We start from the raw sequence: 24,352 nt of genomic DNA on the forward strand, positions 1-24,352 counted from the left end.
TCCCGGCTCGCTGCAGTGACAGAATACTTAGTCTTATCATCGCTACAAAATATTATATGAAGTCCGGACTGCTTTGTCAAATGATTTACTGATTTTTCTGTTCCACAATCTGCCGTATGAAATCAAGACTTTTTACGGGTTGCTCCGTCTGATACACCAGATATCGGTGCAAAATCTGTTCCAATTCCATCAACGCCGCGCCTTTTACCGAAAAATGCCCGGGGTCAGCAAAATCCAGCATACGTAACTTCTGCCACAACCTGCGTGTCTCTTCGTGGAACGGCTGCAGCGCTTCCGTCTTTCCCGGGCCGGAATGACACTCGTTACAGATGAAGCCGCCCTGCATCTCGCTGAACCAGCCATCTCCTTCGGAAGGACGGCTGCAATTGACGCATACTTCATACACGGGACCGATCCCGCAATAATCCAGCAGCTGTATCAGATACGCAAGCGATACCAGGCGCGGATTGCGTTCTACCAGCAGCTGCAACGCTTTTCGTAACAATAAATACAGGCCTTCCGAAGGTTCGCCCTGCTCCATCAGCCGTTCTGTCATTTCAGCTACAAGAAAACCGTACGCCATTTGTTCCAATCCAAGTTGCGGCATGGGCGCTGCCAGCTGGCAGTTTTTGAGTTTATCCACCCGGCTGCCCGGATACAACTCTGCTTCCAGGCAGGCAAAGGGTTGCAGCAGACGTCCCGATATGCTTTTGGGATATCGGGCTCCGTAGGCCATAAACACAATCTTCCCATGCTCCCGGGAAAAGCACACAACTTTCTTATCTGCAGTCTGCCAATTATTTACTTGTAAAATCAATATTTCGTCCTGGTAACTTTCCATCGTCTCTGACACAACGGCGGTGTCTTAATCCGCTTCTGCTTTTTCCGCCTTCACCCGTTCAATTCGGAACTGGTCCATTTTCAACACCGTAAACGTCCAGTTTTTCCATGCAACCTCATCGCCTTCTTCCGGCTTCCGTCCCAGCCGGCTGAAGATATAACCGCCCAATGTGTCGTCTTCATCTTCTTCCTCGAATGACAGATGCAACAAATCACCCACGTCATCCAGCGGCATCTCTCCGTCCAGGTTAAAGCTTCCATCCGTCAGCGGCAAAACGTCCGGGGGTTCCGGTTCGTCATATTCATCCTGAATATCGCCTACAATTTCTTCCATCAGATCTTCCAGCGTAACCAGCCCCACTGTACCGCCGTATTCATCCACGACGATTGCCAGATGGACGTGTTGCTTCTGCATAGTCTGCAACACCCGCAATGCATTCATCCCATCCGGCACCATGATGGTTTTCCGTAACACAGAACGGATATCAAATCCCTGGGACACATCAGCATTAAGGAACTCCCTTACATGGAAAATCCCCAGTATATGATCCTTATCTTCTTTACAGACAGGAAAACGTGTATGGCGGGTCGAACGGATCACCTCCCGGATTTCTTCCGGGCTGTCGTCCACATATACGCAGGCCATGTCCTGCCGGGGAACCATTACTTCCCGGGCCACCGTATCGTTAAACTCAAACACATTGTCAATCAAAACACGTTCCGCGCTGTCAAGTTCGCCTTCCTTTTCACTGGCACTGACAATTTCCCGCAGTTCTTCCTCGCTGCGGGATATGTCTTCTTCCGGCGTATACGTTACGCCAAAAAGCTTTGCAATGCCTTTGGCAATCCAGAACGTGAAGCCCACCAGCGGATACGTAAGCAGGTAAATGGCGCGCAATGGAGTTCCCAGATGTACGATCACATTTTCCACGTTATCCCAGACAATGATACGGGGCACCAGTTCCCCGATGACCACATGCAGCAAAAGCAAAATCAGGAACGCGCAAAGCAGGCTGAGGGAGGACGCCGTATCGGGCAGCCAGTCAAACAACTGGTATTGCTCTGCCGTAACCGTCTCCGTCATCCATTGCTGCATGCCGGGCATCCCTAAAAGCCGTTCCGCTAGAAACGGGCCCCCATACCAGCCAAGCAACAGTGAAATGGAGGTAATCCCAATCTGCAAGGCACTGATATAATGGTTTTTCCGGTCATAGATCTGCAACAATGTTTCCGCCCCGGAAATTCCCTGTTCTTCCATTTCCTGCAGCTGTGCCCGGCGGATCCGGGACAGCGAATATTCCGCCGCTACAAACAGCGCATTAAGTATAATCAAAAATAGGATAAACATATTATCCTTCCTTGTACCCCAATTCTTTCAGCAGCTTCGACTTATTACGCCAGTCGGCCTGCACCTTGACCCACAAATCAAGAAAAACGCTGCAACCCGTCAGGGTTTCAATATCATGCCGGGCCTCCTGCCCGATTTTTTTCAGAAGACTGCCCTTTGCCCCGATAACGATCCCTTTCTGCGATTCCCTTTCCACAAAAATCGTCGCCCGGATAAAAACCGATCCGTTCACGCGTTCTTTGTATTCATCAACTTCGACAGCAATCGCATGAGGCACTTCATCGTGAGTATTGCGCAGCACCTTTTCCCTGATCATTTCCCCTGCGATAACCCGCATCGGCTGATCGGTCAGCTCGTCCTCAGGGAATATGCTGGAACCTTCCGGCAGGTGACGGACAATTTCTTCTTCCAAATCCGCAAAGCCATCCTGTTGCAACGCGCTGATGGGAATGACTGCAGCAAACTGCAAATCGTCCTTATAACTCTGCATAATACCCAGCAATTTGCTCTTATCATCCAGCTTGTCTATTTTATTAATCACCAATAACACAGGCGTATTGACTTTCTTTAAATGTTCAATGATAAATTTTTCGCCGGCTCCTTTTTTTTCGCTGGCGTCAACAACAAACAACACCACATCAACCTGGTTCAGCGCACCGATAGCCGCCTGGTTCATATACTCCCCCAGTTTATGCATCGGCTTGTGTATACCGGGTGTATCCAGAAACATAATCTGGGCACGGTCAGTAGAAAGAATGCCCATGATCCGGTTACGGGTCGTCTGGGGGCGGTCGCTCATGATGGAGATTTTTTCTCCGACCATCCCGTTCATTAACGTGGATTTCCCGACATTCGGTCTGCCAACAAGTGCCGCAAAGCCTGTACGATGATTATTTTCAGTCATAAAAACTCCTTAATCTTCTTACACAATTTATAAATATCGCTTACGCAAAATCCGTTGCCTTAAAACGGAATGGCAACAACTCTTCCAATTCTACGATCTGCATATCGCCGCGCACGTTTGCCATAACGATGACCGGAATTTCAAACTCCGCCATCACCTGACGGCAGGCGCCGCATGGCGAGGTCACATCTTCCGTATCCGCCACTACCAGCAACATCCTGATTTCACCGGGACGGACACCGGCTGCCGCTGCCGTAAACATGGCCACCCGTTCCGCACAGACCGTCAGGCCGAAGGACGAATTCTCCACATTACAGCCGGTAAAAATATCCCCCGAGTCCGTCAGAACCGCTGCCCCCACTTTAAACTTTGAGAAAGGAACATACGCATTTTCACGGGTCTTTAATGCCTTTTTAAACAATTTTTTAACAGTTTTGTCCTTCTTTTGACTGTCATCGCGACCCATCGTTTTCTCCCCTTCCTTCAGTTCTTTATCAATCTTATCTTTTGCGGGTTTTACCTTTTTTGCATGCTTATTTTTGGATTTTTCACTTTGCGCGGACCTGGGTGTTTGCTTTTCCGGCCCCGCATCGACCACAGCTGCTGTAAAATGATCCGCGTCGCCCTCTGCAATTTTCGCGTCCAGATCAGCCTGGCTGAGATGGATCATCCGCAGTGCTTTTTCTTCTTCTTCCCGCATCACAGCCTTATCTTCTTTATTCATGTGGTCATACCCAAGCAGATGGAGCAGGCTGTGCACCCCCAGATATACCAGTTCCCGGTTGAAGCCGTGCCCGTATTCTTTTCCCTGGCGTAAGGCTGTTTCCGCCGAAATAATAATGTCGCCCAGCAAATGATCGCCCGGGCCACCAATCTCGACTGGTTCTTCCGCTTCATCAAGCGCAAAGGAAAGAACATCGGTAGGACGGTCGATACCCCGGTAATCCTTGTTCAGCACGTGGATCACCTCATCGTTGACCAACGACACGCTCACTTCGGTTTTTGCAGACAATTTATGCAACTTTGCTACTGCCTGCAGGCCACGTTTCAGTAACATGACCGCTTCCTTCGGAACCAGTACCTCATCCTGGTCATCACTGAAACTAATCTTCATACTGTTTCTCCGTTTCTTTCATTTTGTCCGGATTCTGTTCAAACCGCTCGTATGCCTTGATAATGGCGCCCACGATTTCGTGTCGCACCACATCCTTTTCATCGAAATAATTGATACTGATGCCCGGCACTTCACGCAGCACTTTCGCCGCATGGATCAATCCGCTCTTCCTGCCCAACGGAAGGTCTATCTGTGTAGCATCCCCCGTTACCACCATGTGGGAACCGAATCCAAACCGGGTCAGAATCATTTTCATCTGCTCGGGAGTCGTATTCTGCGCTTCATCCAAAATAATGAATGAACCGTTCAGGGTACGTCCCCGCATATATGCCAGCGGAGCCACTTCAATGGTGCCCCGTTCCAGATACTTTTGCGCCGTATCATTGCCCAGCATGTCAAACAGTGCGTCATACAGCGGACGCAGGTACGGGTCTACTTTTTCCTGCATATCCCCCGGCAGGAAGCCCAGCTTTTCTCCGGCCTCCACTGCCGGGCGGGTCAGGATGATCCGTTCCACTTCCCGTTTTTTCAGCGCCGTAACCGCCATGGCAACGGCAAGGTAGGTTTTACCGGTCCCTGCCGGCCCGATACCGAAGGTGATGAAATTATTTTTGATAGCCCGTACGTAATTCCACTGGCCCAGCGTTTTCGCCTTGATCTGGTGTCCCCGCCAGGTAACGATCAGGGTTTCCGCATACATGTTATGCAGTTTTGCCACTGCTCCGCCCTGCACCATATAAATACTGTACTTCACATCATGGCTGGTCACCGGCAAGCCCTGCCGGTACAGAAACAACAGTTCTTTAAAAAGCTGTTCCAGTTTCTGGTTTTCTTCTTCACTTCCGCTGAAGATAATTTTGTTTCCCCGGGCCATGACCGTCGCGTCAAAGCTTGCGTCAATTAACCGCAGGAACTCGTCGTTCCGGCCCAGGATCCCTATCATTTCCTGTTGATCGTTGATCTCAATTACATGTTCGTCTGACAAAAAAGACAAATTGCTTAACTCCCTTCCCTGTTTTGCTTTCCGTATTCTTTACGTTCTTCTCCGTTTTTAATTTCGGAATCGCTGTATCATTGATCTGTATAGTTACAGCCATCTGGGGGCTTGCTGTACCAATGTTTTCTTATTTCGCCGCTTCGCCTTCGATTATGGTCACTTTACGGATCACAACCGGTTCCACCGGCTTATCGTTGGCGTCTGTTTTGGTATGTCCGATTTTCTGCACTACATCCATTCCTTCGCTCACGCGTCCGAACACCGCATGATGATTGTCAAGCCATGGCGTAGCCTTCAGGGTAATGAAAAACTGGCTGCCGCCGGTATTGGGCCCCGCATTGGCCATGGACAGAACGCCCGGACCGCTGTGACGCAGTTCCGAACTGAATTCATCTTTGATGGTATAGCCCGGACCACCTGTCCCTGTTCCGTTGGGGCAACCGCCCTGGATCATAAAACCGTCAATCACGCGATGGAAGATCAGATTATTATAAAAACCTTTATTAGCCAGTTTAATAAAGTTTTCCGTTGTAACCGGCGCCAGTTTTGTTTCCAGACGGCAGGTAAACGTACCCATGCTCGTTTCAAACACTGCCTTTGCCGGTTTCGGAGCCGGCTTAGTCGGTTCTGCTTCCTTACCGCAGGCACTGAAAGAAAAACTGATCAGCAGGCACAGGCACAGCATTATAATTTTCCGCATTGCAAACACGCTCCTTTACTTCTTAATATTATAAACAAAAAAGGCAGGCGTGAAAAGTGCCTGCCCTTTTTAATTAAGGAAACACCGGTTAAATGAGTTTCCAGCAACTTTATTCCCCTGCTTTTTTATGCTGCAGGAACAGCCAGATCGTTCCTGCCAGCAGGATGGAGGTATATGCGCCGCTGCAGCAGCCAACCAGCATGGCGAAAGAAAAATTGTGAATCGTTTCTCCGCCAAACAGGAAAATCGCTACGATAGCAAACAGAGTTGTAATCGTGGTGTATATCGTACGTGTCAGCGTAGATTTAATACTGTGATCAATCATATCCGTTACCGTCTCGCTGCGTCGATGCACCTTCAGGTTCTCACGGATACGGTCAAAAATGACGATGGTACCGTTGACGGAATAACCTACGACCGTCAGCAGTGCCGCTACGAAGGTAGAGTCGATTTCCAGTTGAAGCAGGGAGAACCAGCTCAACGTAACCGACACGTCAACTATCAGTGCGATGATGGCAGCAAGTGCGAAATTCAGTTGGAACCGGATCGTAATATACAGCACCATCAGCACCCAGGACAGGAAGATGGCGATGGCCGCCTGCTGGATCAGCTCGCCGCCGATCGTAGCGCCGACGTTTTCCACGCGGCGGATGTCAAACTTGCCCAGGGATTTTTCCATATCCTGCATCACGGCCGTACGGTCATTGTCCGCAATGACCGGCGTACGAATCAAAACGCCCTGGGACGAAGTTGCCGCCGAATCATTACTCTCCAACTGGATAATGGCACTTCCCAGATTATGCTTGCCCAATACTTCACGGACCTGGGCAACCTGTACTTCTTTTTCAAACTTCAGATCCATGATGCTGCCGCCGGTAAAATCAATACCCAGGTTGAAACCGCGGGTGATCATGGAACCGTACCCGATAATCAGGCCGATAATCGTGATCGCAAAGAAAATTTTCCAGTTCTTAACAATAGAAAAGTTTTTCATTTTGCCACCTCCTCTGTTTTCGGAGCGGAGATGCCAAAAGCCGTGGGGCTCTTGGTAAAGTTCGCATCAATCAGGAACTTCAGCAGGAACTTGGTAACTGTAACTGCCGAGAACATGCTCAGAATAACACCGATAGCCAGCGTAACCGCAAAACCTTTGATGGGACCCGTGCCCAGATAGAACAATACGGCACAGGCCATCAGAGTCGTAATGTTGGAGTCGAGAATGGTGACCAGCGCGCGGCCGAAACCGTTATCCATAGCCCTGCGCAATGTCTTGCCGTTCCGGATTTCTTCCTTAAACCGTTCAAAGATCAGTACATTGGCGTCAACGGCCATACCAATGGACAGAATGATACCCGCCATGCCCGGCAGCGTCAGGGTCGCGTTTAAATAGCGCATGACCAGCAGAAGCAGCATGGTATACAACAGCAGTGCGATATCCGCTACAAGACCGCTGAGACGGTAGAACAGAAGCATGAATACAAAGACACCGGCTACACCAATCAGGAACGCTTTCTGGCTGGCTTCCTTGGAATCCTGCCCCAGGGTCGGGCCCACGGTCCGGTTTTCAATAATTTCCAGTTTGACCGGCAAAGAACCGCTGCGCAGTAAAATAGCCAGATGCTGAGCCTCTTCCATAGAACGGTTACCGGTAATCTGGGCGCGCCCGCCGGTAATCGCTTCCTGCACAACCGGAGCGGTCAGTACTTCCCCGTCCAAGGTTATTGCGATGCGCTTGCCCACGTTGCGGGCCGTTACATCTGCAAATTTCTGTCCGCCCTCATCAGAAAATTCCATGGAAACCAGCGGCTGGTTTCCGTTTCCGACTACTGCTTTCGCGTCTTTCAGATCCGTACCGGTCAGCACCGTTTTATTGTTGGGGTCCTTGAACTCCAGCATAGCGGTCTTGCCCAGCATATTAATTGCCTTTTCCGGATCCTTTACGCCCGGCAGTTCAACTATGATGCGGTCACGCCCCTGACGCTGTACCACAGGTTCCGTCAGGCCCAACGCGTTTACACGCCGCTCAATAATGTGGGTCGCCCGGTCCAGCGCGTCATCATTCACTTTTAACTGGGGCGTATCCACTGCCTGTAGCACCACATGGGTACCGCCCTGCAAATCCAGCCCCTGCTTGACCGAGCTCGCCAGCGGCCGGATATACATACAAAAGCCCCCGACAATTGCAAGCGCAACGATCAGGAACTTCCCCAACTCATTCCACCTCAAAATACTTTACCCCTTTCATTTGTTACCAACGTAACATTTATAAACTCAGTTCACGAGACGGTGCAGCGGATAAACCTTGTTTCCGTGACTAGTGCTTCTACCTTCCGGTCGTATGAATCCACGGGAATTGTTTCCCGCAAAAGTGCCTCACAGGTTATACCTAAACGGAAACCGCTGGTTTTTACAAGAAAGCGGTCATAAAAACCGGCTCCCCTTCCCATCCGGCAACCGTTCAGTGAGAAACCTGCCCCCGGCACAAGAATCAGGCCGATTTCTTCCGGTCTGACAGGCGTCGCCGGTTCCCGCACTGTCCGGATACCATAGCAGTCAAGCGGCAGATCAGACAGTGAATCCAGCATTGCCGCTTTCATCTCCGTCCGGGAAACGATCCACGGTACCGCAACGCGTTTGCCCTCACGCAACGCGGTCTCCAACACAGCATCAACAGAAATCTCATTATGGAAAGAAAGATAACCGAAAATAACGGAAGCCGCTTTATATTCTTCACTTCGCAGTATTGTGTCGCAAACGGCCCGGCTTGCTTCGGTAACATAGCATTCCGGAAAACGTGCGGCAGTTTCTTTTAACTCACGCCGCACCCGGCGTTTTTCTTCCTGCAACAGGTCCCGTTCCATCAGGCATCCAGATTTTCGGGCTGAACATCCGCACCGGCGTCCTGGAAAGCGCTGATAGCCGTTCTGGCAAAATCAATTTCCACGCCTTCCGCCAGTCTGACTTTCACTTTCGTCGGCCCTACCTTGGTCAGCGTACCGTACATACCACCAATGGTTATGATCTTATCCCCGCGTTTCAGTGAATCCAGCATCTCTTTCCGTTTCTTTTGCTCCTGCTTCTGGGGACGCCATAACATAAAATAAAAAATGGCCGCCATCAATATAAACGGCAGTATGGCATTAGCCATTACCATCACATCAGTCATCTTACACCTCCCGGTTGTCAGTTATGCAGTTTTTGCATTTAAGCATACAAACCACACAAAATTACATAATATTTTACCACATGCAACCGTTAGTTTCAACCTTTTCAATACCGGATATTGCCGAAACTCTGTCATAGCAAATCGTCAGGCCGTTTGTCCTTTTCTTCCCAGTTGTCCCAGAATTCTCTCCGAAATTCTCCGAAACGATCCTGTTCAATCGCTTCCCGGATCTTTTTTGTAAAATCCAGCAGGAAATGCAGATTATGAATGGATAACAGCCGCAAGCCAAACGTTTCTTCAGCTTTAAATAAGTGACGGATATAAGCCCTTGAATAATTACGGCAGGTGTAGCAGTTACAGTGTTCGTCAATCGGCCGGAAATCTTCCGCATACACAGCATTCCGAATTACCTGCCGGCCCTTGGCTGTCATGGCCGTACCGTTGCGGGCCACCCGGGTCGGAAACACGCAGTCGAACATATCTACGCCCAGATTAATGCCTTCCACCAGGCAATCCGGTGTCCCAACCCCCATCAGGTACCGGGCTTTCTGCTTATCCATCCAGTCAGAAGTCTGATCCAGCACTTCATACATTATTGGTTTTGGTTCTCCCACCGAAAGCCCGCCGATGCCGTAACCGGCAAAGTCCATTTCCTGCAGAGACCGGGCACTCATTTTCCGTAATTCCGGGAACATACCGCCCTGTACAATACCGAACAGCGCCTGATCTTCACGGGTATGCGCTTTCAGGCAGCGCTCTGCCCAGCGGGTCGTGCGTTCTGTTGACTTTTTCGTATAATTAAGATCCGACGGATAGGGAATGCATTCGTCAAAAGCCATAGCAATGTCGGCACCCAGTTCTTCCTGCACCCGTACGGAAACTTCCGGAGACAGGAACTGTTTGCTGCCGTCAATATGGGAGCGGAACATAACGCCCTCTTCTGTAATCTTCCGCATCTCGCCCAGGCTGAACACCTGAAAGCCGCCGCTGTCTGTGAGCATGCCGCGATTGTAATTCATAAACTTATGCAAGCCGCCGGCCTTTTTTACCAGTTCGCTGCCGGGACGCAAAAACAGATGATAGGTGTTGGCCAGTATCACCTGGCTTTCCATATCGTATAATTCTTCCGGCGACAGCGTTTTAACAGTAGCCTGAGTCCCCACCGGCATAAACATGGGCGTCTCAAAGGTTCCGTGCGGCGTATGAAGCCGGCCCCTGCGGGCCTTTCCCCGTGCTGCTTCTTTTATTAATTCGTATGTTACTGCGTGCATGATATCTCCTGAAAAATTTAAGCCAAACCTGTCGGCAATTTCTTATCCAACTCTGTAATAAACATGGCATCTCCAAACGAGAAAAAGCGATATTCCAATTTTACGGCTTCCTCATACGTGTGCAGCATCACTTCCCGTGATGACAGGGAGGACACCAACATCAGCAGCGTGCTTTGAGGCAGATGGAAATTGGTTACCAACGCGTCTACCATATGCCACTGATAGCCCGGGTAAATATAAATCTGTGTCCAGTTTCCTCCGGCCTTCACCTCGCCTGTTGCGCCGGCAGACTCCAGAGTGCGCACTGCCGTAGTACCCACAGCAATAATCCGGCGTCCTTCCGCCTTCGCCTTGTTGATGGCAGCGGCGGCTTCCGGGGTCACGCTGTAAAATTCCTTATGCATAGGATGGTCTTCTATATTCTCTTCTGTTACAGGACGAAACGTGCCCAAGCCTACATTAAGAGTGACAAACACTTCTTCACAGCCCATGTCTTTGATTTTCTGCAGAAGTTTTTTTGTAAAATGCAAGCCTGCAGTAGGCGCCGCAGCCGAGCCCGGATCCCGGTTGTAAACGGTCTGATACCGTTCCTTGTCTTCCAGTTTTTCCGTAATATACGGTGGCAGCGGCACTTCCCCCAGCCGGTCCAGAATCTCTTCGAACACGCCTTCAAATACAAAACGGATAATACGTCCGCCAAAATCCGTATGGTCAATAATCGTCCCGGATAGTTCTTCCGAGAAATTGATATGGGCCCCCACCTGCAGTTTTTTGCCGGGGCGCACCAACACTTCCCAGTCCGTATTGTTCAGGCGGGTCAGCAAAAACACTTCCACGTGGGCCCCGGTATCCTTATATCCATACAAACGGGCCGGAATCACGCGGGTATCATTAAAGACCAGCAAATCGCCGGGTTTCAGATATTCCGGTAAATCATAAAAATGACGATGTTCCATCTCACCGGTATTTTTATCTACCACCAAAAGCCGGCTGTGATCCCTCGGTTCCACAGGATGCTGGGCAATTCGTTCTTTCGGTAATACGTAATCAAAATCAGAAACTTTCATAAAGCAGTTCTCTTTTCTTTTTATATGGATGGCTGTCCGTTAAATGTATACGGGCAATGTTTCAAATACAGTTCCTTCAGTACACGGAAACCAGACAGGTTCCCGGATAATAATGCTGCAAAATCGTTTTGTAATACTCTTTTGTTTTTTCCGGCGCCGCATCAGCCATGCCTTTGGCACCCCATTTGGACAAGCCAAGCCCCCGGCCGATTCCTTTTCCTTTAAACAAAATGGTTTCCTCTGCTGTGCCTTCCAAGAAGTGATACCCGGGAATAACAGACTGCCAGGCATTTTTCTCGCGTCCTTTGATTTCAATGGGAATCTGCTTTTTCCCAATTTCTATACCATAGCCGTTTTCAATGGGCACATCGAGTTTTTGAGGTACCGGATCCGTTACATAAACGTCAAACCAGTTGCTGCTTAAGGCCAGCATATCCGCAAACTCCTGGCCGCTCACGGTTACACTTCCCAGTTCGCCCTGCCAGTATATCGTCTTTATCCTGCCGCTGGGATACCGGTCCTTCAGGTCTGGCTTTTCACTGTCAGATATGCGGTATCCCCGCAGTCTTCCAATTTTATGCCCGCCCTGTTCTAAAAGCCGGCTGATCGTCACGGCCTGTATCTTTTTTTCCCAGGTAAAACTGGGACAGTCCGAATCATAATCCAGTACAGGCTGCAAATACGGAATATCCTTCTGCAGCACTTCTGTTGCGCTGACAGTCATGCCTCCGCTGCTTTCGCATGTATAAGCCGCGGCAGGCTTCCCGTTATAATACAAAACCTTTCCGGCAGTCAGCGCCGCAACCTTCGTTATATTTTTATTCTCATTACGGATGCCGCCATAAAACGCTTCCGGTTCCACCGCCCGTACAGCAAACAGACCGCTTACCGGATTGTTTTTATAGTACCATCCCAGACTGCGGACAGCAACAGCCTGTGCTTTAATTGCTTCGTCCGGCCAGATAGGGGAAGACTTGGGTCCCAACACGGAATTTACATAATATTCCATAGGCACCCTGTTGACTACCGTAAGGCTTTTTCCTTCATTTGTCACATACACTTTCAAAATTCCCCGATACTCCTGCCGGTTTACGGAAAAAAGATGGCGGGGACGAACCGTGGGAGTACTGTCAGTATTTTCCGGCTCCGCAATTTCCAACACAGTTCCGCTGGCCAGTTGGTGGCTGCCCAGCGTAATTTTTCCCTGATTGGCCGCAATAAAAAACTTGCCCTTTTCTAATTTTGTTTTCTTCCCATCCGGTTCTGTAGCCACAAAAGAAGCCGGCGCAATCAATTCAGCAGAAAACTGGGAAACAACCAGGCCCACATCAAGGTCCGAAGATGCACGGACCGGACCGGTAAAAAGGCAGGTCAGTAAGATGATGAATACATAAAAAAAAGTCTTAATATTATTTTTCATATCATAACCCGAAACAAAAAATAAAAACAGATATGACGAAACCTATTTATATAAAATCGTTTCCTGCTTCTGAAGCTGGATAATGTTTTTCGTTATACGGATAAATGGCTTACTCTCCGTTTGAATTTCGTCGGCATCCGTTCCCTCAGGATTATTCTCGTTCCCTGCTCCGGTTTTTGGCTTTTTCCATTCCATGTAGCGGTCCCGTTCGCTGAACACACAGCCGCAATACGGCTGACGGTACAATCCCAAGGCCAGGCTGATATCCACACCTTCCTGATAATGGGGACGCCAATCCTGATAATAAAACTCCACACCAAATTCTTCCGCTGCTGCTTTCGCAGCCTGTACAATCAGCTCATGCTTCTGGTACGGACTGTACAACAAGGTCGTGGAAAATGCGGTAAACCCATGATCCGCCGCATATTTTGCCGTGTAACGAAGACGCATCCGGTAACAGAACGCACAACGTACGACCGGTTCCTCCAGCATTCCTTTCACGCATTCTTCCAGCGGATAGGTCTTATCAATGATCAGCCGGTATTCCTGTTTTTCCGCCAGTTCCCGTAACGCAGACAGGCGGCGCTTAAACTCCTTATAGGGATGAATATTCGGATTGTAATACAACAGGGTAAAATCCGTGCCCTGCTCCGTGAGCGTCTTTGTCGGATAACAGGCACAGGGACCGCAGCAGGCATGCAACAATAATTTCATCGCTTTATCCTTTACAATTATCCTTTACAATAGTGAAGGCTGTTCAATCTTCGATTTGCCTGCAGAATCATCCGGATAAGGGACGCCAAGATACCGGTACGTTTCCCGTGTCGCCACGCGCCCACGGGGCGTGCGCTGCAACAGCCCCAGCTGCATCAGGTATGGTTCTACCACATCTTCGATTGTGCCTGCCTCTTCACTGACAGCCGCGGCGATGGTATCGACACCGACAGGTCCGCCGCCAAACGTCTTTACAATTGTCTGCAGGATACGCCGGTCATTCTGGTCCAGCCCGTAACGGTCAACTTCCAGACGGGAAAGAGCCTCATCGGCCAGCTTCTGATCAATGACAGCCTGGCCAAGTACCTGGGCAAAATCCCGTACCCGTTTCAGAAGGCGGTTCGCCACACGGGGCGTGCCCCGGGAACGGCGGGCAATTTCCAGCGCGCCCTCCGGCGTCATCGCAACATCCAGTTTCTCCGCTGATTTATTTACAATAATGCGCAGCTGCTCCGGCTGATAAAATTCCAGACGGCACTGTACGCCAAAACGGTCACGCAGCGGCGCCGCCAGAGAGCCCAGCCTTGTGGTGGCTCCAATCAGTGTAAATTTGGGAAGGGGCAGCCGTACATTCTGGGCGCCCGGTCCTTTGCCGATGACAATATCCAGCTGATAATCTTCCATGGCTGAATACAGTATCTCCTCTACGGCTTTCGGCAGGCGGTGAATCTCATCAATGAACAGCACCTCCCCCTCCGACAGGGTGCTGAGAATCGCGGCCAGATCACCCTGCCGCATAATGGCAGGGCCTGATGTAACACGCATATTTACATGCAATTCATTGGCAATAATATTGGCCAGCGTTGTTTTCCCGAGACCGGGTGGTCCAAAAAGCAAAACATGATCCAGCGCCTCATTCCGTTTCAACGCCGCTTCAATGAACACCGAGATATTCTGTTTTACTTTATCCTGCCCGATATATTCTTCCAGCGTCCGGGGGCGAAGACTGTACTGTTCCCCATCAGACTCCATTGTCTCCGATGTCACCAGCCGGTCATCAAAATCCATATTGTTTTCCCCTTCTTCTCTTATCTTTTAGCAAAAATCTGCAAGGCTCTTCGGATCAGCTCATCCCGTTTCAGTGTAGCATAGTCCGGAATCTTCCGCAGCACCGGCAGAATTTCCGAATTGGAATACCCTAATGCAACCAGCGCGGCCATAGCTTCATTGATTGCTTCCGATTTGCCTTCGCCGCTGACTGCAGCGGCAAATTCCCTGTCATTCTCTTCGCTTTCCAGTGTACCGATTTTATCCTTCAGTTCCAGCACCATACGTTCTGCCGTTTTCTTTCCGATACCGGGCAGCTTGGTCAGCATTTTCAGATCCCGGCTCTGCACCGCCAGATAAAAATCTTCCGGCCTGACAGCTCCTAAAATACCTATCGCAACTTTAGGGCCTATACCGCTTACGTTTAGCAGAAGCGCAAACAGGTCATAATACTGTTGTGTCAAAAAGCCGTATAGCTGAATCGCATCCTCCCGTACAGACGTATACGTTAAAACACGGATCTCCTGTCCCATGGACAGGGTGCGCATCTGGGACACCGGCATAAACACACGGTATCCGACACCGCCTGCCGTTTCAATCAGGCAATACTCTGCCGCCTGATACGCTACCGTTCCTCGTACTGAACCAATCATAATACACGCTCCAACTCTGTCTTTGACAAATATCCGTGGAAACGTGATAGCAAATACTTTCCCACGATTATCTGCGCTCTTTCGTTAAAAAAAACTATATACGCACGATGCACCTATCATTTTCACGTTGCTATCTTTTGCTCAGCGGGTTCCGTTGTTTTTCCAGGATTTCCCCGATCCGTGCGCCGCCCGTTGCCTGCAACTGCAGCACCCTTGCCTGGTTCAGCCCACAAATCGCGGCGGCCAGGGCGTCCGCCGTATCATCCGGCTCAATTTTTTCACGGATTCCCAGCAGGCGCTGTACCATAAAGATAATCTGATTCTTTTCTGCCGCGCCGGTGCCTGTGACCGATTTTTTTATCTGCATCGGAGTAAATTCCAGCACCGGCAATTTTTTCTCCGCCGCCGCCAGCAATACTACGCCTCTGGCCTGGGCAACCGGGATCGCGGTGTTGACATTGCGGTTAAAATACAGTTTTTCCACAGACATAAAATCCGGCTTAAAATGACTGATAATGTCGGAAACATCCTGGTGGATCTTCAGCAGCCTCTCTTCCGGATACCAGTCCTTGCCGGTCAGTATAGAGCCATAAAATACCGGCTTAAGCGTACTGCCTTTCATTTCTACCACCCCATACCCGCAGATAGCGGTACCGGGATCAATTCCTAACGCCAGCATACTGTTTCCTCCAGCCTTCTGCCTCAAACCATCTTATTACAATTTATTATACAAGGCACTAATGACAAAAATGTGAAACAATATAATAAAAAAGGCAGGCTCATTTGAAGCCTGCCTGCTTTTTCTTATTCCTCGTCGTCATCGTCCGGCAAGTCAGCGTTGGTATAGACTTCCTGTACGTCGTCCATATCGTCGAACATATCAATTGTTTTACGGACCTTTTCCGCATCCTCATCGGACAGTTGCACCATCGTGTCAGGAACCATGGTGATTTCCGACATAACGGTTTCGATATTGTTGTCGGCCAGCGCTTTTTCTACGGCGTCGTAGTCCTCAGGCTGGGTCACGATTTCAAAGCTGTCTTCATTGGATTTCATGTCTTCTGCACCGGCATCCAGTGCGATCATCATGACTTCATCCTCATCATAGCCGGCTTCTTTATCAATTGTAAAGATACCTTTACGCTTGAACATCCAGCCTACCGAACCGGTCTCGCCCATGTTCCCGCCGTGTTTGGTAAACGCATGGCGGATATCCGCAGCTGCACGGTTGCGGTTATCAGTCAGCACGTCCAGCATGATTGCCACACCGGCCGGACCGTAACCTTCATAGGTAATCTCTTCATATTTTGCGCCATTGGTCTCACCGGCGCCTTTGGCAATCGCACGTTTGATGTTGTCTTTCGGAATATTGTTGGCTTTTGCTTTGGCCAGCGCCAGTTTCAGACGCATATTACCAACCGGGTCAGGGCCGCCCATCTGCACGGCAATGGTAATCTCACGACCGATCTTTGTCGTTATTTTTCCTCTTGCAGCATCTGCTTTTCCTTTTTTGTGTTTGATATTTGCCCATTTAGAATGTCCGGACATGTTAATTCCTCCAATATATCAGCTTATAAGATAAGTAAATTTAACTATCGTATTATACTATATTTTCCTCTTCATGACAATCATTTTCTTAATATATACTGGATTTCTTCATTATTGCTTTCACTGCTTTAAGCCTGCTGAAACAATTTTTCTTTATTCAGTTATATTCAAATCAGAAATTTTCGTATATAATTTAATCAGAATCCTAAAACCGCTGACAATCATTACAACAATACTGTTAAAAGAAAACAAGTACCGGGAGGGGAATCATGGACATTAAAAAAATCAGACTGGGGAAAACCGGTTTATGGGTCACGAAAACCGCAATGGGCTGTCTGCCCATCCAGCGCATCTCATTGGAAGCGGCAAAAAAACTGCTGCGCAAAGCGTATGACAACGGCATCAATTATTTTGATACCGCCAATATGTACACGGACAGCGAAGAAAAAATCGGCGCGGCGCTGCACGATGTACGTCAAAACATTGTTATTTCCACTAAAAGCGGCGGCACCGATTACAAAACGGTAACCGAGCATATCGAGCTTTCTTTAAAACGGCTGCAGACTGACTACATCGACCTTTTCCAGTTCCATAACCCCGCTGTTATGCCTTCCCCGGAAGATGAAAAGGGAGCGTATGCTGCGGCGCTGGACGCCAAAAAGAAGGGATACATCCGTCATATAGGCATCACGAATCACCGGCTGAAGGTAGCGCATCAGGCTATTGATTCCGGATTATATGAAACGCTGCAATTCCCGTTTTGCTATCTGGCAACGGATAAAGATATCGAACTAGTAAAAGACTGCAAAACGCACGACATGGGCTTTATTGCCATGAAAGGTTTATCCGGCGGTATGCTGACCAACGCAGCGGCCTGCTATGCTTTCATGCAGGAATATGACAATGTGGTTCCCATCTGGGGCATCCAGCATGACTGGGAAATGGACCAGTGGCTTAAACTTACGGAAATCAATCAGCAGATGACGGATGAACTGAAGGAAGTCATTGATGCAGACCGTAAAGAATTATCCGGTAATTTCTGCCGGAGCTGTGGTTACTGCCTCCCCTGCACTGCAGGCATCGACATTCCCCAGGCAGCCAGAATGGCCATGCTGCTGCGCCGTTCACCCTATAAACGGTTCATGAGCGATGAATGGTATGCCAAAATGCAGAAAATCGAAGAGTGCGTACACTGTGACCTTTGCAAGAGCCGCTGCCCTTACGGATTAGATACTCCGTCCCTGCTGCAGTACATGTTAAAGGATTATAACGAGTTTTACGCAGAGCATCACAACGATTAAAACAGTTTTTCATTACAAATACTTATCCCGTTATGCAGACGCTTCTGCATAACGGGATTTTTATATTGCACAGAATACTATTATTAAAAACGCTCCGGACAAAAAAACGATTCGCAAACGTGTTCTTTGCTGAGGCGCTGATTTAACGGGTTTGTCCCCCGCCTTATCCGTTATCTTCCTCTACTGCGTGGAGTCCTGCCGCGTCCGTTACCGGCAGCGAGAACAGGATTGCCTGGGCCGGCGTATCCATACCGGCCTTTTGCATCACGGCCTGCATGATTGCGTTCTTCTGTTTCTTTTGGGTTACGATTAAAGTCACGTCCTTTTCCGAAGCCAGCGGCACACCGAAGAAAAGTTCGGCCCGGTTCACACCGGTACCCCGGGCATGCAACACCGTTCCGCCATAGGCGCCGGCCGCGCGGGCCGCGTCCATGACCATGTCGTTGTGTCCCTGGTTGCTGACAATGATCAATAACTCCATTGTTGTATCTTTCATTACGGATTCTTCTCCCTTCCGGAAATTCTGTTCTGCCGTCAGATAAGCAAGCTCCCGCTTTCCGCCGATGCTGCTCATGGGAACAATGAAAGCTATGCCCGTATCCGGTACGTCAATATAAAGCTTTTTCCGCAAATACCCTTTGGTTTCTTTCCATACTTCATCAGTCACCACATTCAGGCAGACTGCTTTTTCAGACCGGTCCAGCCCCAGCATATCCAATATTTCGTCTTTGGCAGTTCCGTACCCTAATAAAACAAACCCCACCGGCAGCTTCTTATCATAAAACGCAAGAAAGCCAGGCAGCTTCTCCCTGCTTGTGATGGTTATCATCAAATAGACTTCCACAGCCTGCTACCTCCTACAACTCGATAATATCGTAGTTCCCGAAATCCTCCAGCGTACTCTGGCTGACACTGGTTTGGGGAGTTCTGCGCGCTTTTACCATATACATAACTCCCAGCAGCTGAATCGTGACCAATGGTGTCATTGCTACCATGGTTACCACACCAAACGCATCTGTTACCACATTGCCGCCCTGCGTCATGCAGGCTCCTATGGCAAAAGGAAGCAAGAACGTTGCCGTCATGGGACCGGACGCCACGCCGCCTGAGTCGAAGGCGATAGCAGTAAACACGGGGGGCACAATAAATGTAAGTATCAACGCAATGAGATACCCCGGTATCAGCATATAAAACAAATGGATTCCTGTCAGCACACGTACCATGGCCAGGCCTACCGAAATCGCCACACCGATGGACAGGCTGCGCAGCAGTAATTTTCCGCTGACAGCGCCGGCAGTAATATCTTCTACCTGCTTCATCAGCACATACACTGCCGGTTCCGCCTTGATGATAAAATAACCTATCAGCATGCCGATAGGTATAATGATCCAGTTATAGGGCAACGTGGCCAGAATACTTCCCAGGTCGAACCCGGCCGGGATAAAGCCCACATTAGCGCCTGTCAGGAACAGTACCAGACCGATATAGGTACATATAATACCGTGAAGAATGCGGAGCAGCGGCTTTCCTTGAAGATGAAGTAAAGCCAGCTGAAAAATACCGAAAAATATGGCTATGGGCAAAACCGCCTGGGCAATTTCATGCATCTGATCCGGCAGTTCAGCCAAAAACATTTCACCCAGCTGCATGGTATGCAGCACTCTCGGAATCACAACCGGTTCAAACGTCGCGTTTTCCGGTTTAAAAATCAGGCTCAGAAGCAGGACGGCGATAATAGGCCCGATGGAGCAGAGAGCTATCATGCCAAAGCTGTCCTGGGAAGAATGGCGGCTGCCCCGTAACCCCGAAACGCCTACGCCAAAAGCCATGATAAACGGCACCGTCATGGGACCTGTGGTCACACCGCCGGAATCGAACGCCACCGCCAGAAAATCCGGCGGCGCATAGCATGCCAGTACAAAAGCGATGACATAAAAGAACAGCAGCATCCGCTGCAGTGAAATGCCTACCACCATGCGGATCAGTGACGCCAGAAGAAATAAAGCCACGCCGCCTGATACCGATAAAATCAATACCCTGTTAGGAATAGACTGGACCTGGTTTGCTAACACCTGCAGATCCGGTTCGGAAATCGTGATCATAAAGCCCAATAAAAAGCCCAACGGCAATATCAGCCAAAGTTTGCGGGTTTTTGTAATACGGGTTCCCACATGATTTCCCATAGGTTCCATAGCCTGTTCCGAACCGATGGTAAAGAATACCATCCCTACCATCAGCAGGATGCAGCTGTATAAGAAAACCATCACCACATGGGTCGGCATAGGCACTATAGTGACAGAAAGTATGAGAACGATTGCTACCACCGGCAGAATCGCCTTGACTACTTCACTGATTTTTTCCTTGATTATATCTTTTAACAAAACAGGATCGTCCTCTCTATTTCTTCTTCATACTGTTTACAATGGCCGCATAGGTTTTCTCCACCCGGCGGCTTAAATTCTCGCGGATGCTTTTGGAAGAACGCAACAGGCTGGATGCTACATCCATCGCCAGTCCGATCGATAAGCCTTTGCTGTACTCGTAACCTTTCACATAGGTAATGCGGCTGAATTCCGGTCGCCAGCGCCGGTCTATTGGTTTTTTATCTCCGGCAGCCAGTAAATATTCGTTGGCTTCTGCTTCCAGCTTATCACCGTCCGCGTCAATGGCGCCAAACGTGTTGAGCAGGTCATAATTAACCAGGTCGATTAACTGTTTTGCGGAATTGTTGTTCAGCACGAAACTGATCTTACCGTTAGCCAGCAGGAGCAGGCTGCGTTCCTTCCAGGCGCCCAGTTTGTTCATCACGTTCATTTTATAAATGGCAGGAAGCCGCTTTTCAATATCATCAGCCAGATTATAATGAGCTGCTTCCAATGCTTCGGTCCGACCAAAACGGGAAATGGAGTCTCCCGCCAGCGTTTCGCCGGCTATACTGACAACCGGGATAATTTCCAGCTGCGGGTCACGATGCAGTCGCTTTGTCAGTTCTTCTGTCAGATACTGCTTCATACCCTCGATTTTTTCTTTTTTCCGGAAACCGTCCTCGGCATTGGTAATCGCAATGATCACTTTACATCCGGACTGAAGCAGGGGTACGATAATCTCCTCCACCTCTGCTTCTTCGATCCGGGCCGTACTGGATGAAAAGCAATAGTAGACTGCATGAAACCATTCACTGATATGCGGTGAAGTATTGCGTCTCCGTACCAGCGCCAGCACTTCCTTCCGCCACTCAGGCAGGGAATCCGCCTCAATACCCCAGGTATCAAACACGTGGTATGCCGTCCCATTGCGGGTGATTACATTCTCATGGAGGCCTTTCCCCGTTTTGGGCAATCCCGCGCCGGTTGGCAAATCAAAACCATACAGGTAATTTAATAAAGAAGTCTTACCCACGCCGGTCTTTCCAAGTACAAGAATATTCCTCACAGTGGGCCTGTGTGATTTGACTTTGTTTTCTGTTTCCCGACGGCCGCGGTCTTCCTGGCCGGCTTTCTCTGTTTGAGATGAAACGTACTCTTTTTTCATTGAGTTTTTACGTCCCGTCCGGTTCCATATTCTGATTGGCATGAGCTTATCACCTGTATAACATTTAAAAATCTTTGATTTTTTTATATCTGTTGCACACTAATTTGTAAATTGTAGTTTCTACTTTTTATAATACTTTTGTATCAGCTTCATAATTACGTCCATCGCAAACGCTGAGGTAATGTCCACCTTTTCCCCTTTCGCCATCCGGGACGCTGTCTTGTAGCAGACTTCGTTCACCGCCCTGCCAAACGCGTAGGTAAATGAAGTTGCCACACCACTGTTCACCACAACCGCTGCCACAGATCCGGCACCGGGTATCAGTTTCAGCAGAGAGCGGGAAAAAATGCGTCCGGTGTTGGCGACCACCACATTGACAAACACTTCCTTGATCTTATCCGTACCCCGGTCGATGCCCCAGAAATTGAAAAGATGGGTCGCCATCGTAGTCTGGATCGCTATCAGCGCCGCAGAATCCGTCATTGGCAGCGGACACACCACCGCACCGGCAGCCGCCGCTACATAACGATGGATCAGCTTGTCTGCCTGAATGTGCTTCGTCTGCAACTCCTGACCCAAAGCCTGGGCAAAGGTCAGCTGCAGCCCGGCATCCAGATGATCCACAGACCAGTTCAGCAGTTCGTCCCACTGCATCTTTTCCTCCGGCACACGGGGATCGATGCTGACCATAAACACAGACGTATTCGGTAATTTCTTTTTCAGAACTGCTTTCATTTCGTCCAGTTCCACCATGGTAGCCGCGTCGATCTGAGTCAGTACCACGCAGACCTCTGTTAAACCTTCCAATGCCGCAATTGCGTCCAGATCGGTTGGCGTCACCCGTTTATTAGCAGCGGAAATACAATACCAGGCCAGATGTACATGCTTCTTAATATCGCCTTTACTGTTAGCGTCTTTCACAAAGCCGATGACATCCCTGTAGAATTTTTGCTGCTTGTCTTCCCCCACTTCGTAGCCCAGGGTATCATATAAAACCACATCACAATTTTCCGGTTCGTAACAAGTGATGCGGTCCGTCATGGGTTTTCCATTTCCCGTTACAGCCACATCCATGCCGAAGAGATGATTGATCAGGCTGCTTTTTCCTACACCGGTACCGCCTGTCACAAGGACGCTGGGTTTTTTAACATTTTTGCGGATTTTGTTCAGCACTTTGTCATAATCAAAATACTGCAGTTTATCTATTAATTTTTTTACGTCCTCTTCTTTCAACGTAACACACCTCCGAAAAATGATCCTTTTTCCCATTTTAAAGTCGTAATTTATTGCCATAACAGGCATCACAAGTTTCAATGTAACAGCTTTCCGATCCGCCTGTATACCTGCAACGCATTCTCATAATAAAACTCATTCCAATGTTCCTCCGGCACTATCCTGCCCAGATTACGGATATTGTCCGGAATGTTGATCAGGGGCCAGTCGCTGCCGTACATAATCTTATCCCACAGCTCGTGATACTCCAGCCACATGCGCACATACTGCTGAAATGCCGCTATTTCTTTTTCCCGTTTCGGTGTCAGACGATGCTCCCACAGACCGGAAAAATCAATAAATACATTTTCATTTTTTGTGGCGACTTCAATCGCATCGGGAATCCAGGGATTCCCTGCATGACAGATAACGAACCGGACATCCGGATGTTCACTGGCAGCTTCATCCACGGTAAGAGGATGGGCGTACCGCAGACGTCCGTGATGATTCGCAGTCTCTCCGCTATGCATGACCACCGGCACATCGTAAGCCTTTGCCAGCTCAAAAAGCGGTTCATGACGAGTATCGTAAAGATAGACATTCTGATAGCCCATATAAAACTTGATACCAACGCAATGAGGATCACGCTGCAGGTAATATTCAAATTCCAACGCAGTCTTTTCCGCATTGCCCGGTGTAATCTCTTCACTTTGCACGCCCAGACAGTACCCTATGTTTTCCGGCTGATTGTAAGGCTGCAGGCAAAACGATTCCCCGCCCAGATCAATGAGTCGCGGCACTACACCGCCGAAACGGCAGGGAGCATCATAGCTGTTTCCCATGGCAACAGAAAAAACGATACCGTTATCCTCGCAGAGTTTCTGCCAGCCTGCACGAGAATTCTCATGATCTGCCAGCTTCGCCAGTTCGTTAAAGCCTTCAATATTAAAATAATGCATATGCGCATCAATAATTTTCATAGCTATGCCCCGGTACCATATTATGACAAAACTTTTACTCTAACATACTTATCACGCCGTAGTTTCAGCATCCGTTTGTGCAAATCCAAGTTTCCGGTTCTTCTTCATCTCTTTCCGCAGGTCCTTGACCAGATCCTGCAGTGTCACATCATCCAGGTCTTTCTGCAGGTTTCGCTTAAACTTTCGCAGCCGCCCGTCCATGACTGCATGGATATTTCCTCCAACCGGGCAGTCGGGGTTGGGATCGTGGAAATGGAAAAGATCTTCTTTTTTATCTTCCACGGCACAGAAAATATCCCACAACGTGATTTTTTTGGGTTCTTTCGCCAGGGACGCGCCGCCTACACCGGCCTCCACCGTAACCAGTCCCGCATCCTTCAACTGTCCCAGGGTTTTACGGATGATGACCGGATTCACATTCACGCTGCTTCCTAAAAAATTGGATGTTGTTTTAAACTGCCCTTCGAATTCATTCACCGCTAATAAAATGTGCACGGCAATAGTAAAACGGGAAGAAAATTGCATAATGGTCGCCTCCA

25 protein-coding genes and 1 pseudogene are annotated in these 24,352 nt (G+C 49.1%); 1 reads left to right on the plus strand and 25 read right to left on the minus strand.

Translation table 11 applies throughout. The features are described from left to right. Positions 1 to 85: 85 nt before the first annotated feature. The 19 genes and pseudogenes from recO to ACZOWY_RS09730 all read right to left on the minus strand — a co-directional run bounded on the left by recO (position 86) and on the right by ACZOWY_RS09730 (position 16,789). Positions 86 to 841 (minus strand): DNA repair protein RecO, encoded by a 756-nt coding sequence (gene recO / locus ACZOWY_RS09640; protein WP_484396467.1) that lies wholly within the window; start codon positions 839 to 841, stop codon positions 86 to 88. Between the two features lie 24 nt (positions 842 to 865). After that, positions 866 to 2,188, minus strand: a complete 1,323-nt coding sequence (locus ACZOWY_RS09645) for a hemolysin family protein (RefSeq protein ID WP_484396471.1) — start codon at positions 2,186 to 2,188, stop codon at positions 866 to 868. 1 nt (position 2,189) lies between these two features. Next, positions 2,190 to 3,092: a GTPase Era gene (gene era / locus ACZOWY_RS09650; protein ID WP_484396476.1), complete on the minus strand. Its 903-nt coding sequence runs from the start codon at positions 3,090 to 3,092 to the stop codon at positions 2,190 to 2,192. 40 nt (positions 3,093 to 3,132) lie between these two features. Next, the gene (cdd, locus tag ACZOWY_RS09655; protein ID WP_484396617.1) at positions 3,133 to 3,762 is read right to left on the minus strand and encodes a cytidine deaminase; all 630 of its coding nucleotides are present in this window, start codon (positions 3,760 to 3,762) and stop codon (positions 3,133 to 3,135) included. After that, a pseudogene (ybeY, locus tag ACZOWY_RS09660) lies at positions 3,745 to 4,206 on the minus strand (rRNA maturation RNase YbeY); the annotation flags it as partial. The pseudogene ybeY and the gene cdd, both read right to left, overlap by 18 nt. Next, positions 4,196 to 5,149, minus strand: a complete 954-nt coding sequence (locus ACZOWY_RS09665; protein ID WP_484396620.1) for a PhoH family protein — start codon at positions 5,147 to 5,149, stop codon at positions 4,196 to 4,198. The pseudogene ybeY and the gene ACZOWY_RS09665, both read right to left, overlap by 11 nt. Positions 5,150 to 5,330: 181 nt before the next feature. Continuing rightward, positions 5,331 to 5,903, minus strand: a complete 573-nt coding sequence (locus ACZOWY_RS09670) for a peptidylprolyl isomerase (RefSeq protein WP_484396480.1) — start codon at positions 5,901 to 5,903, stop codon at positions 5,331 to 5,333. A gap of 109 nt (positions 5,904 to 6,012) precedes the next feature. Continuing rightward, on the minus strand, positions 6,013 to 6,897 hold the full coding sequence (gene secF / locus ACZOWY_RS09675; protein ID WP_484396485.1) for a protein translocase subunit SecF: 885 nt from the start codon (positions 6,895 to 6,897) through the stop codon (positions 6,013 to 6,015). Continuing rightward, the gene (gene secD, locus ACZOWY_RS09680) at positions 6,894 to 8,129 is read right to left on the minus strand and encodes a protein translocase subunit SecD (protein WP_484396489.1); all 1,236 of its coding nucleotides are present in this window, start codon (positions 8,127 to 8,129) and stop codon (positions 6,894 to 6,896) included. The genes secF and secD overlap by 4 nt, the downstream gene beginning before the upstream one ends. A gap of 50 nt (positions 8,130 to 8,179) precedes the next feature. Further along, the gene (locus ACZOWY_RS09685) at positions 8,180 to 8,764 is read right to left on the minus strand and encodes a 5-formyltetrahydrofolate cyclo-ligase (protein WP_484396491.1); all 585 of its coding nucleotides are present in this window, start codon (positions 8,762 to 8,764) and stop codon (positions 8,180 to 8,182) included. Further along, the gene (gene yajC, locus ACZOWY_RS09690; protein ID WP_484396493.1) at positions 8,764 to 9,069 is read right to left on the minus strand and encodes a preprotein translocase subunit YajC; all 306 of its coding nucleotides are present in this window, start codon (positions 9,067 to 9,069) and stop codon (positions 8,764 to 8,766) included. The genes ACZOWY_RS09685 and yajC overlap by 1 nt, the downstream gene beginning before the upstream one ends. A 131-nt stretch (positions 9,070 to 9,200) precedes the next feature. Continuing rightward, a complete protein-coding gene (tgt, locus tag ACZOWY_RS09695) occupies positions 9,201 to 10,340 on the minus strand; it encodes a tRNA guanosine(34) transglycosylase Tgt (RefSeq protein ID WP_484396498.1) in 1,140 nt (379 codons plus the stop codon). A 17-nt stretch (positions 10,341 to 10,357) separates the two neighbouring features. Continuing rightward, complete coding sequence (gene queA / locus ACZOWY_RS09700; RefSeq protein ID WP_484396503.1) at positions 10,358 to 11,407, minus strand: tRNA preQ1(34) S-adenosylmethionine ribosyltransferase-isomerase QueA; 1,050 nt, start codon at positions 11,405 to 11,407, stop codon at positions 10,358 to 10,360. Between the two features lie 76 nt (positions 11,408 to 11,483). Continuing rightward, a complete protein-coding gene (locus ACZOWY_RS09705; protein ID WP_484396508.1) occupies positions 11,484 to 12,827 on the minus strand; it encodes a SpoIID/LytB domain-containing protein in 1,344 nt (447 codons plus the stop codon). Positions 12,828 to 12,869: 42 nt separating this feature from the next. Continuing rightward, positions 12,870 to 13,541 carry an epoxyqueuosine reductase QueH gene (locus ACZOWY_RS09710; protein WP_484396512.1) on the minus strand — a complete coding sequence of 224 codons (672 nt, stop codon included), beginning with the start codon at positions 13,539 to 13,541 and terminating at the stop codon, positions 12,870 to 12,872. A 24-nt stretch (positions 13,542 to 13,565) separates the two neighbouring features. Further along, the gene (gene ruvB, locus ACZOWY_RS09715) at positions 13,566 to 14,609 is read right to left on the minus strand and encodes a Holliday junction branch migration DNA helicase RuvB (RefSeq protein ID WP_484396520.1); all 1,044 of its coding nucleotides are present in this window, start codon (positions 14,607 to 14,609) and stop codon (positions 13,566 to 13,568) included. A gap of 20 nt (positions 14,610 to 14,629) precedes the next feature. Continuing rightward, entirely contained in the window at positions 14,630 to 15,241 is a 612-nt protein-coding gene (ruvA, locus tag ACZOWY_RS09720) for a Holliday junction branch migration protein RuvA (protein WP_484396525.1), read from the minus strand. A gap of 130 nt (positions 15,242 to 15,371) precedes the next feature. Continuing rightward, positions 15,372 to 15,920, minus strand: coding sequence for a crossover junction endodeoxyribonuclease RuvC (gene ruvC, locus ACZOWY_RS09725; protein ID WP_484396530.1), 549 nt, complete (start codon positions 15,918 to 15,920; stop codon positions 15,372 to 15,374). A gap of 125 nt (positions 15,921 to 16,045) precedes the next feature. Beyond that, complete coding sequence (locus ACZOWY_RS09730) at positions 16,046 to 16,789, minus strand: YebC/PmpR family DNA-binding transcriptional regulator (RefSeq protein ID WP_484396534.1); 744 nt, start codon at positions 16,787 to 16,789, stop codon at positions 16,046 to 16,048. Between the two features lie 275 nt (positions 16,790 to 17,064). On the opposite strand from ACZOWY_RS09730, the gene ACZOWY_RS09735 reads away from it, so the two are divergent. Then, on the plus strand, positions 17,065 to 18,090 hold the full coding sequence (locus ACZOWY_RS09735; RefSeq protein ID WP_484396625.1) for an aldo/keto reductase: 1,026 nt from the start codon (positions 17,065 to 17,067) through the stop codon (positions 18,088 to 18,090). Positions 18,091 to 18,253: 163 nt separating this feature from the next. Here the strand turns inward: ACZOWY_RS09735 and ACZOWY_RS09740 are convergent, their stop codons facing one another. The 6 genes from ACZOWY_RS09740 to ACZOWY_RS09765 all read right to left on the minus strand — a co-directional run bounded on the left by ACZOWY_RS09740 (position 18,254) and on the right by ACZOWY_RS09765 (position 24,338). Then, positions 18,254 to 18,934, minus strand: coding sequence for a P-II family nitrogen regulator (locus ACZOWY_RS09740; RefSeq protein ID WP_484396540.1), 681 nt, complete (start codon positions 18,932 to 18,934; stop codon positions 18,254 to 18,256). Positions 18,935 to 18,947: 13 nt separating this feature from the next. Next, on the minus strand, positions 18,948 to 20,471 hold the full coding sequence (locus ACZOWY_RS09745) for a DUF1538 domain-containing protein (RefSeq protein WP_484396545.1): 1,524 nt from the start codon (positions 20,469 to 20,471) through the stop codon (positions 18,948 to 18,950). A 16-nt stretch (positions 20,472 to 20,487) separates the two neighbouring features. Beyond that, the gene (locus tag ACZOWY_RS09750) at positions 20,488 to 21,621 is read right to left on the minus strand and encodes a GTPase domain-containing protein (RefSeq protein WP_484396549.1); all 1,134 of its coding nucleotides are present in this window, start codon (positions 21,619 to 21,621) and stop codon (positions 20,488 to 20,490) included. Positions 21,622 to 21,741: 120 nt separating this feature from the next. Further along, on the minus strand, positions 21,742 to 22,854 hold the full coding sequence (locus ACZOWY_RS09755) for a GTPase (RefSeq protein WP_484396554.1): 1,113 nt from the start codon (positions 22,852 to 22,854) through the stop codon (positions 21,742 to 21,744). 77 nt (positions 22,855 to 22,931) lie between these two features. Then, entirely contained in the window at positions 22,932 to 23,813 is an 882-nt protein-coding gene (locus ACZOWY_RS09760; RefSeq protein ID WP_484396559.1) for an amidohydrolase family protein, read from the minus strand. Positions 23,814 to 23,864: 51 nt separating this feature from the next. Next, entirely contained in the window at positions 23,865 to 24,338 is a 474-nt protein-coding gene (locus ACZOWY_RS09765) for an Rrf2 family transcriptional regulator (protein WP_484396563.1), read from the minus strand. Positions 24,339 to 24,352 lie beyond the last annotated feature (14 nt).

This window comes from Succiniclasticum sp. (genome assembly GCF_056977735.1).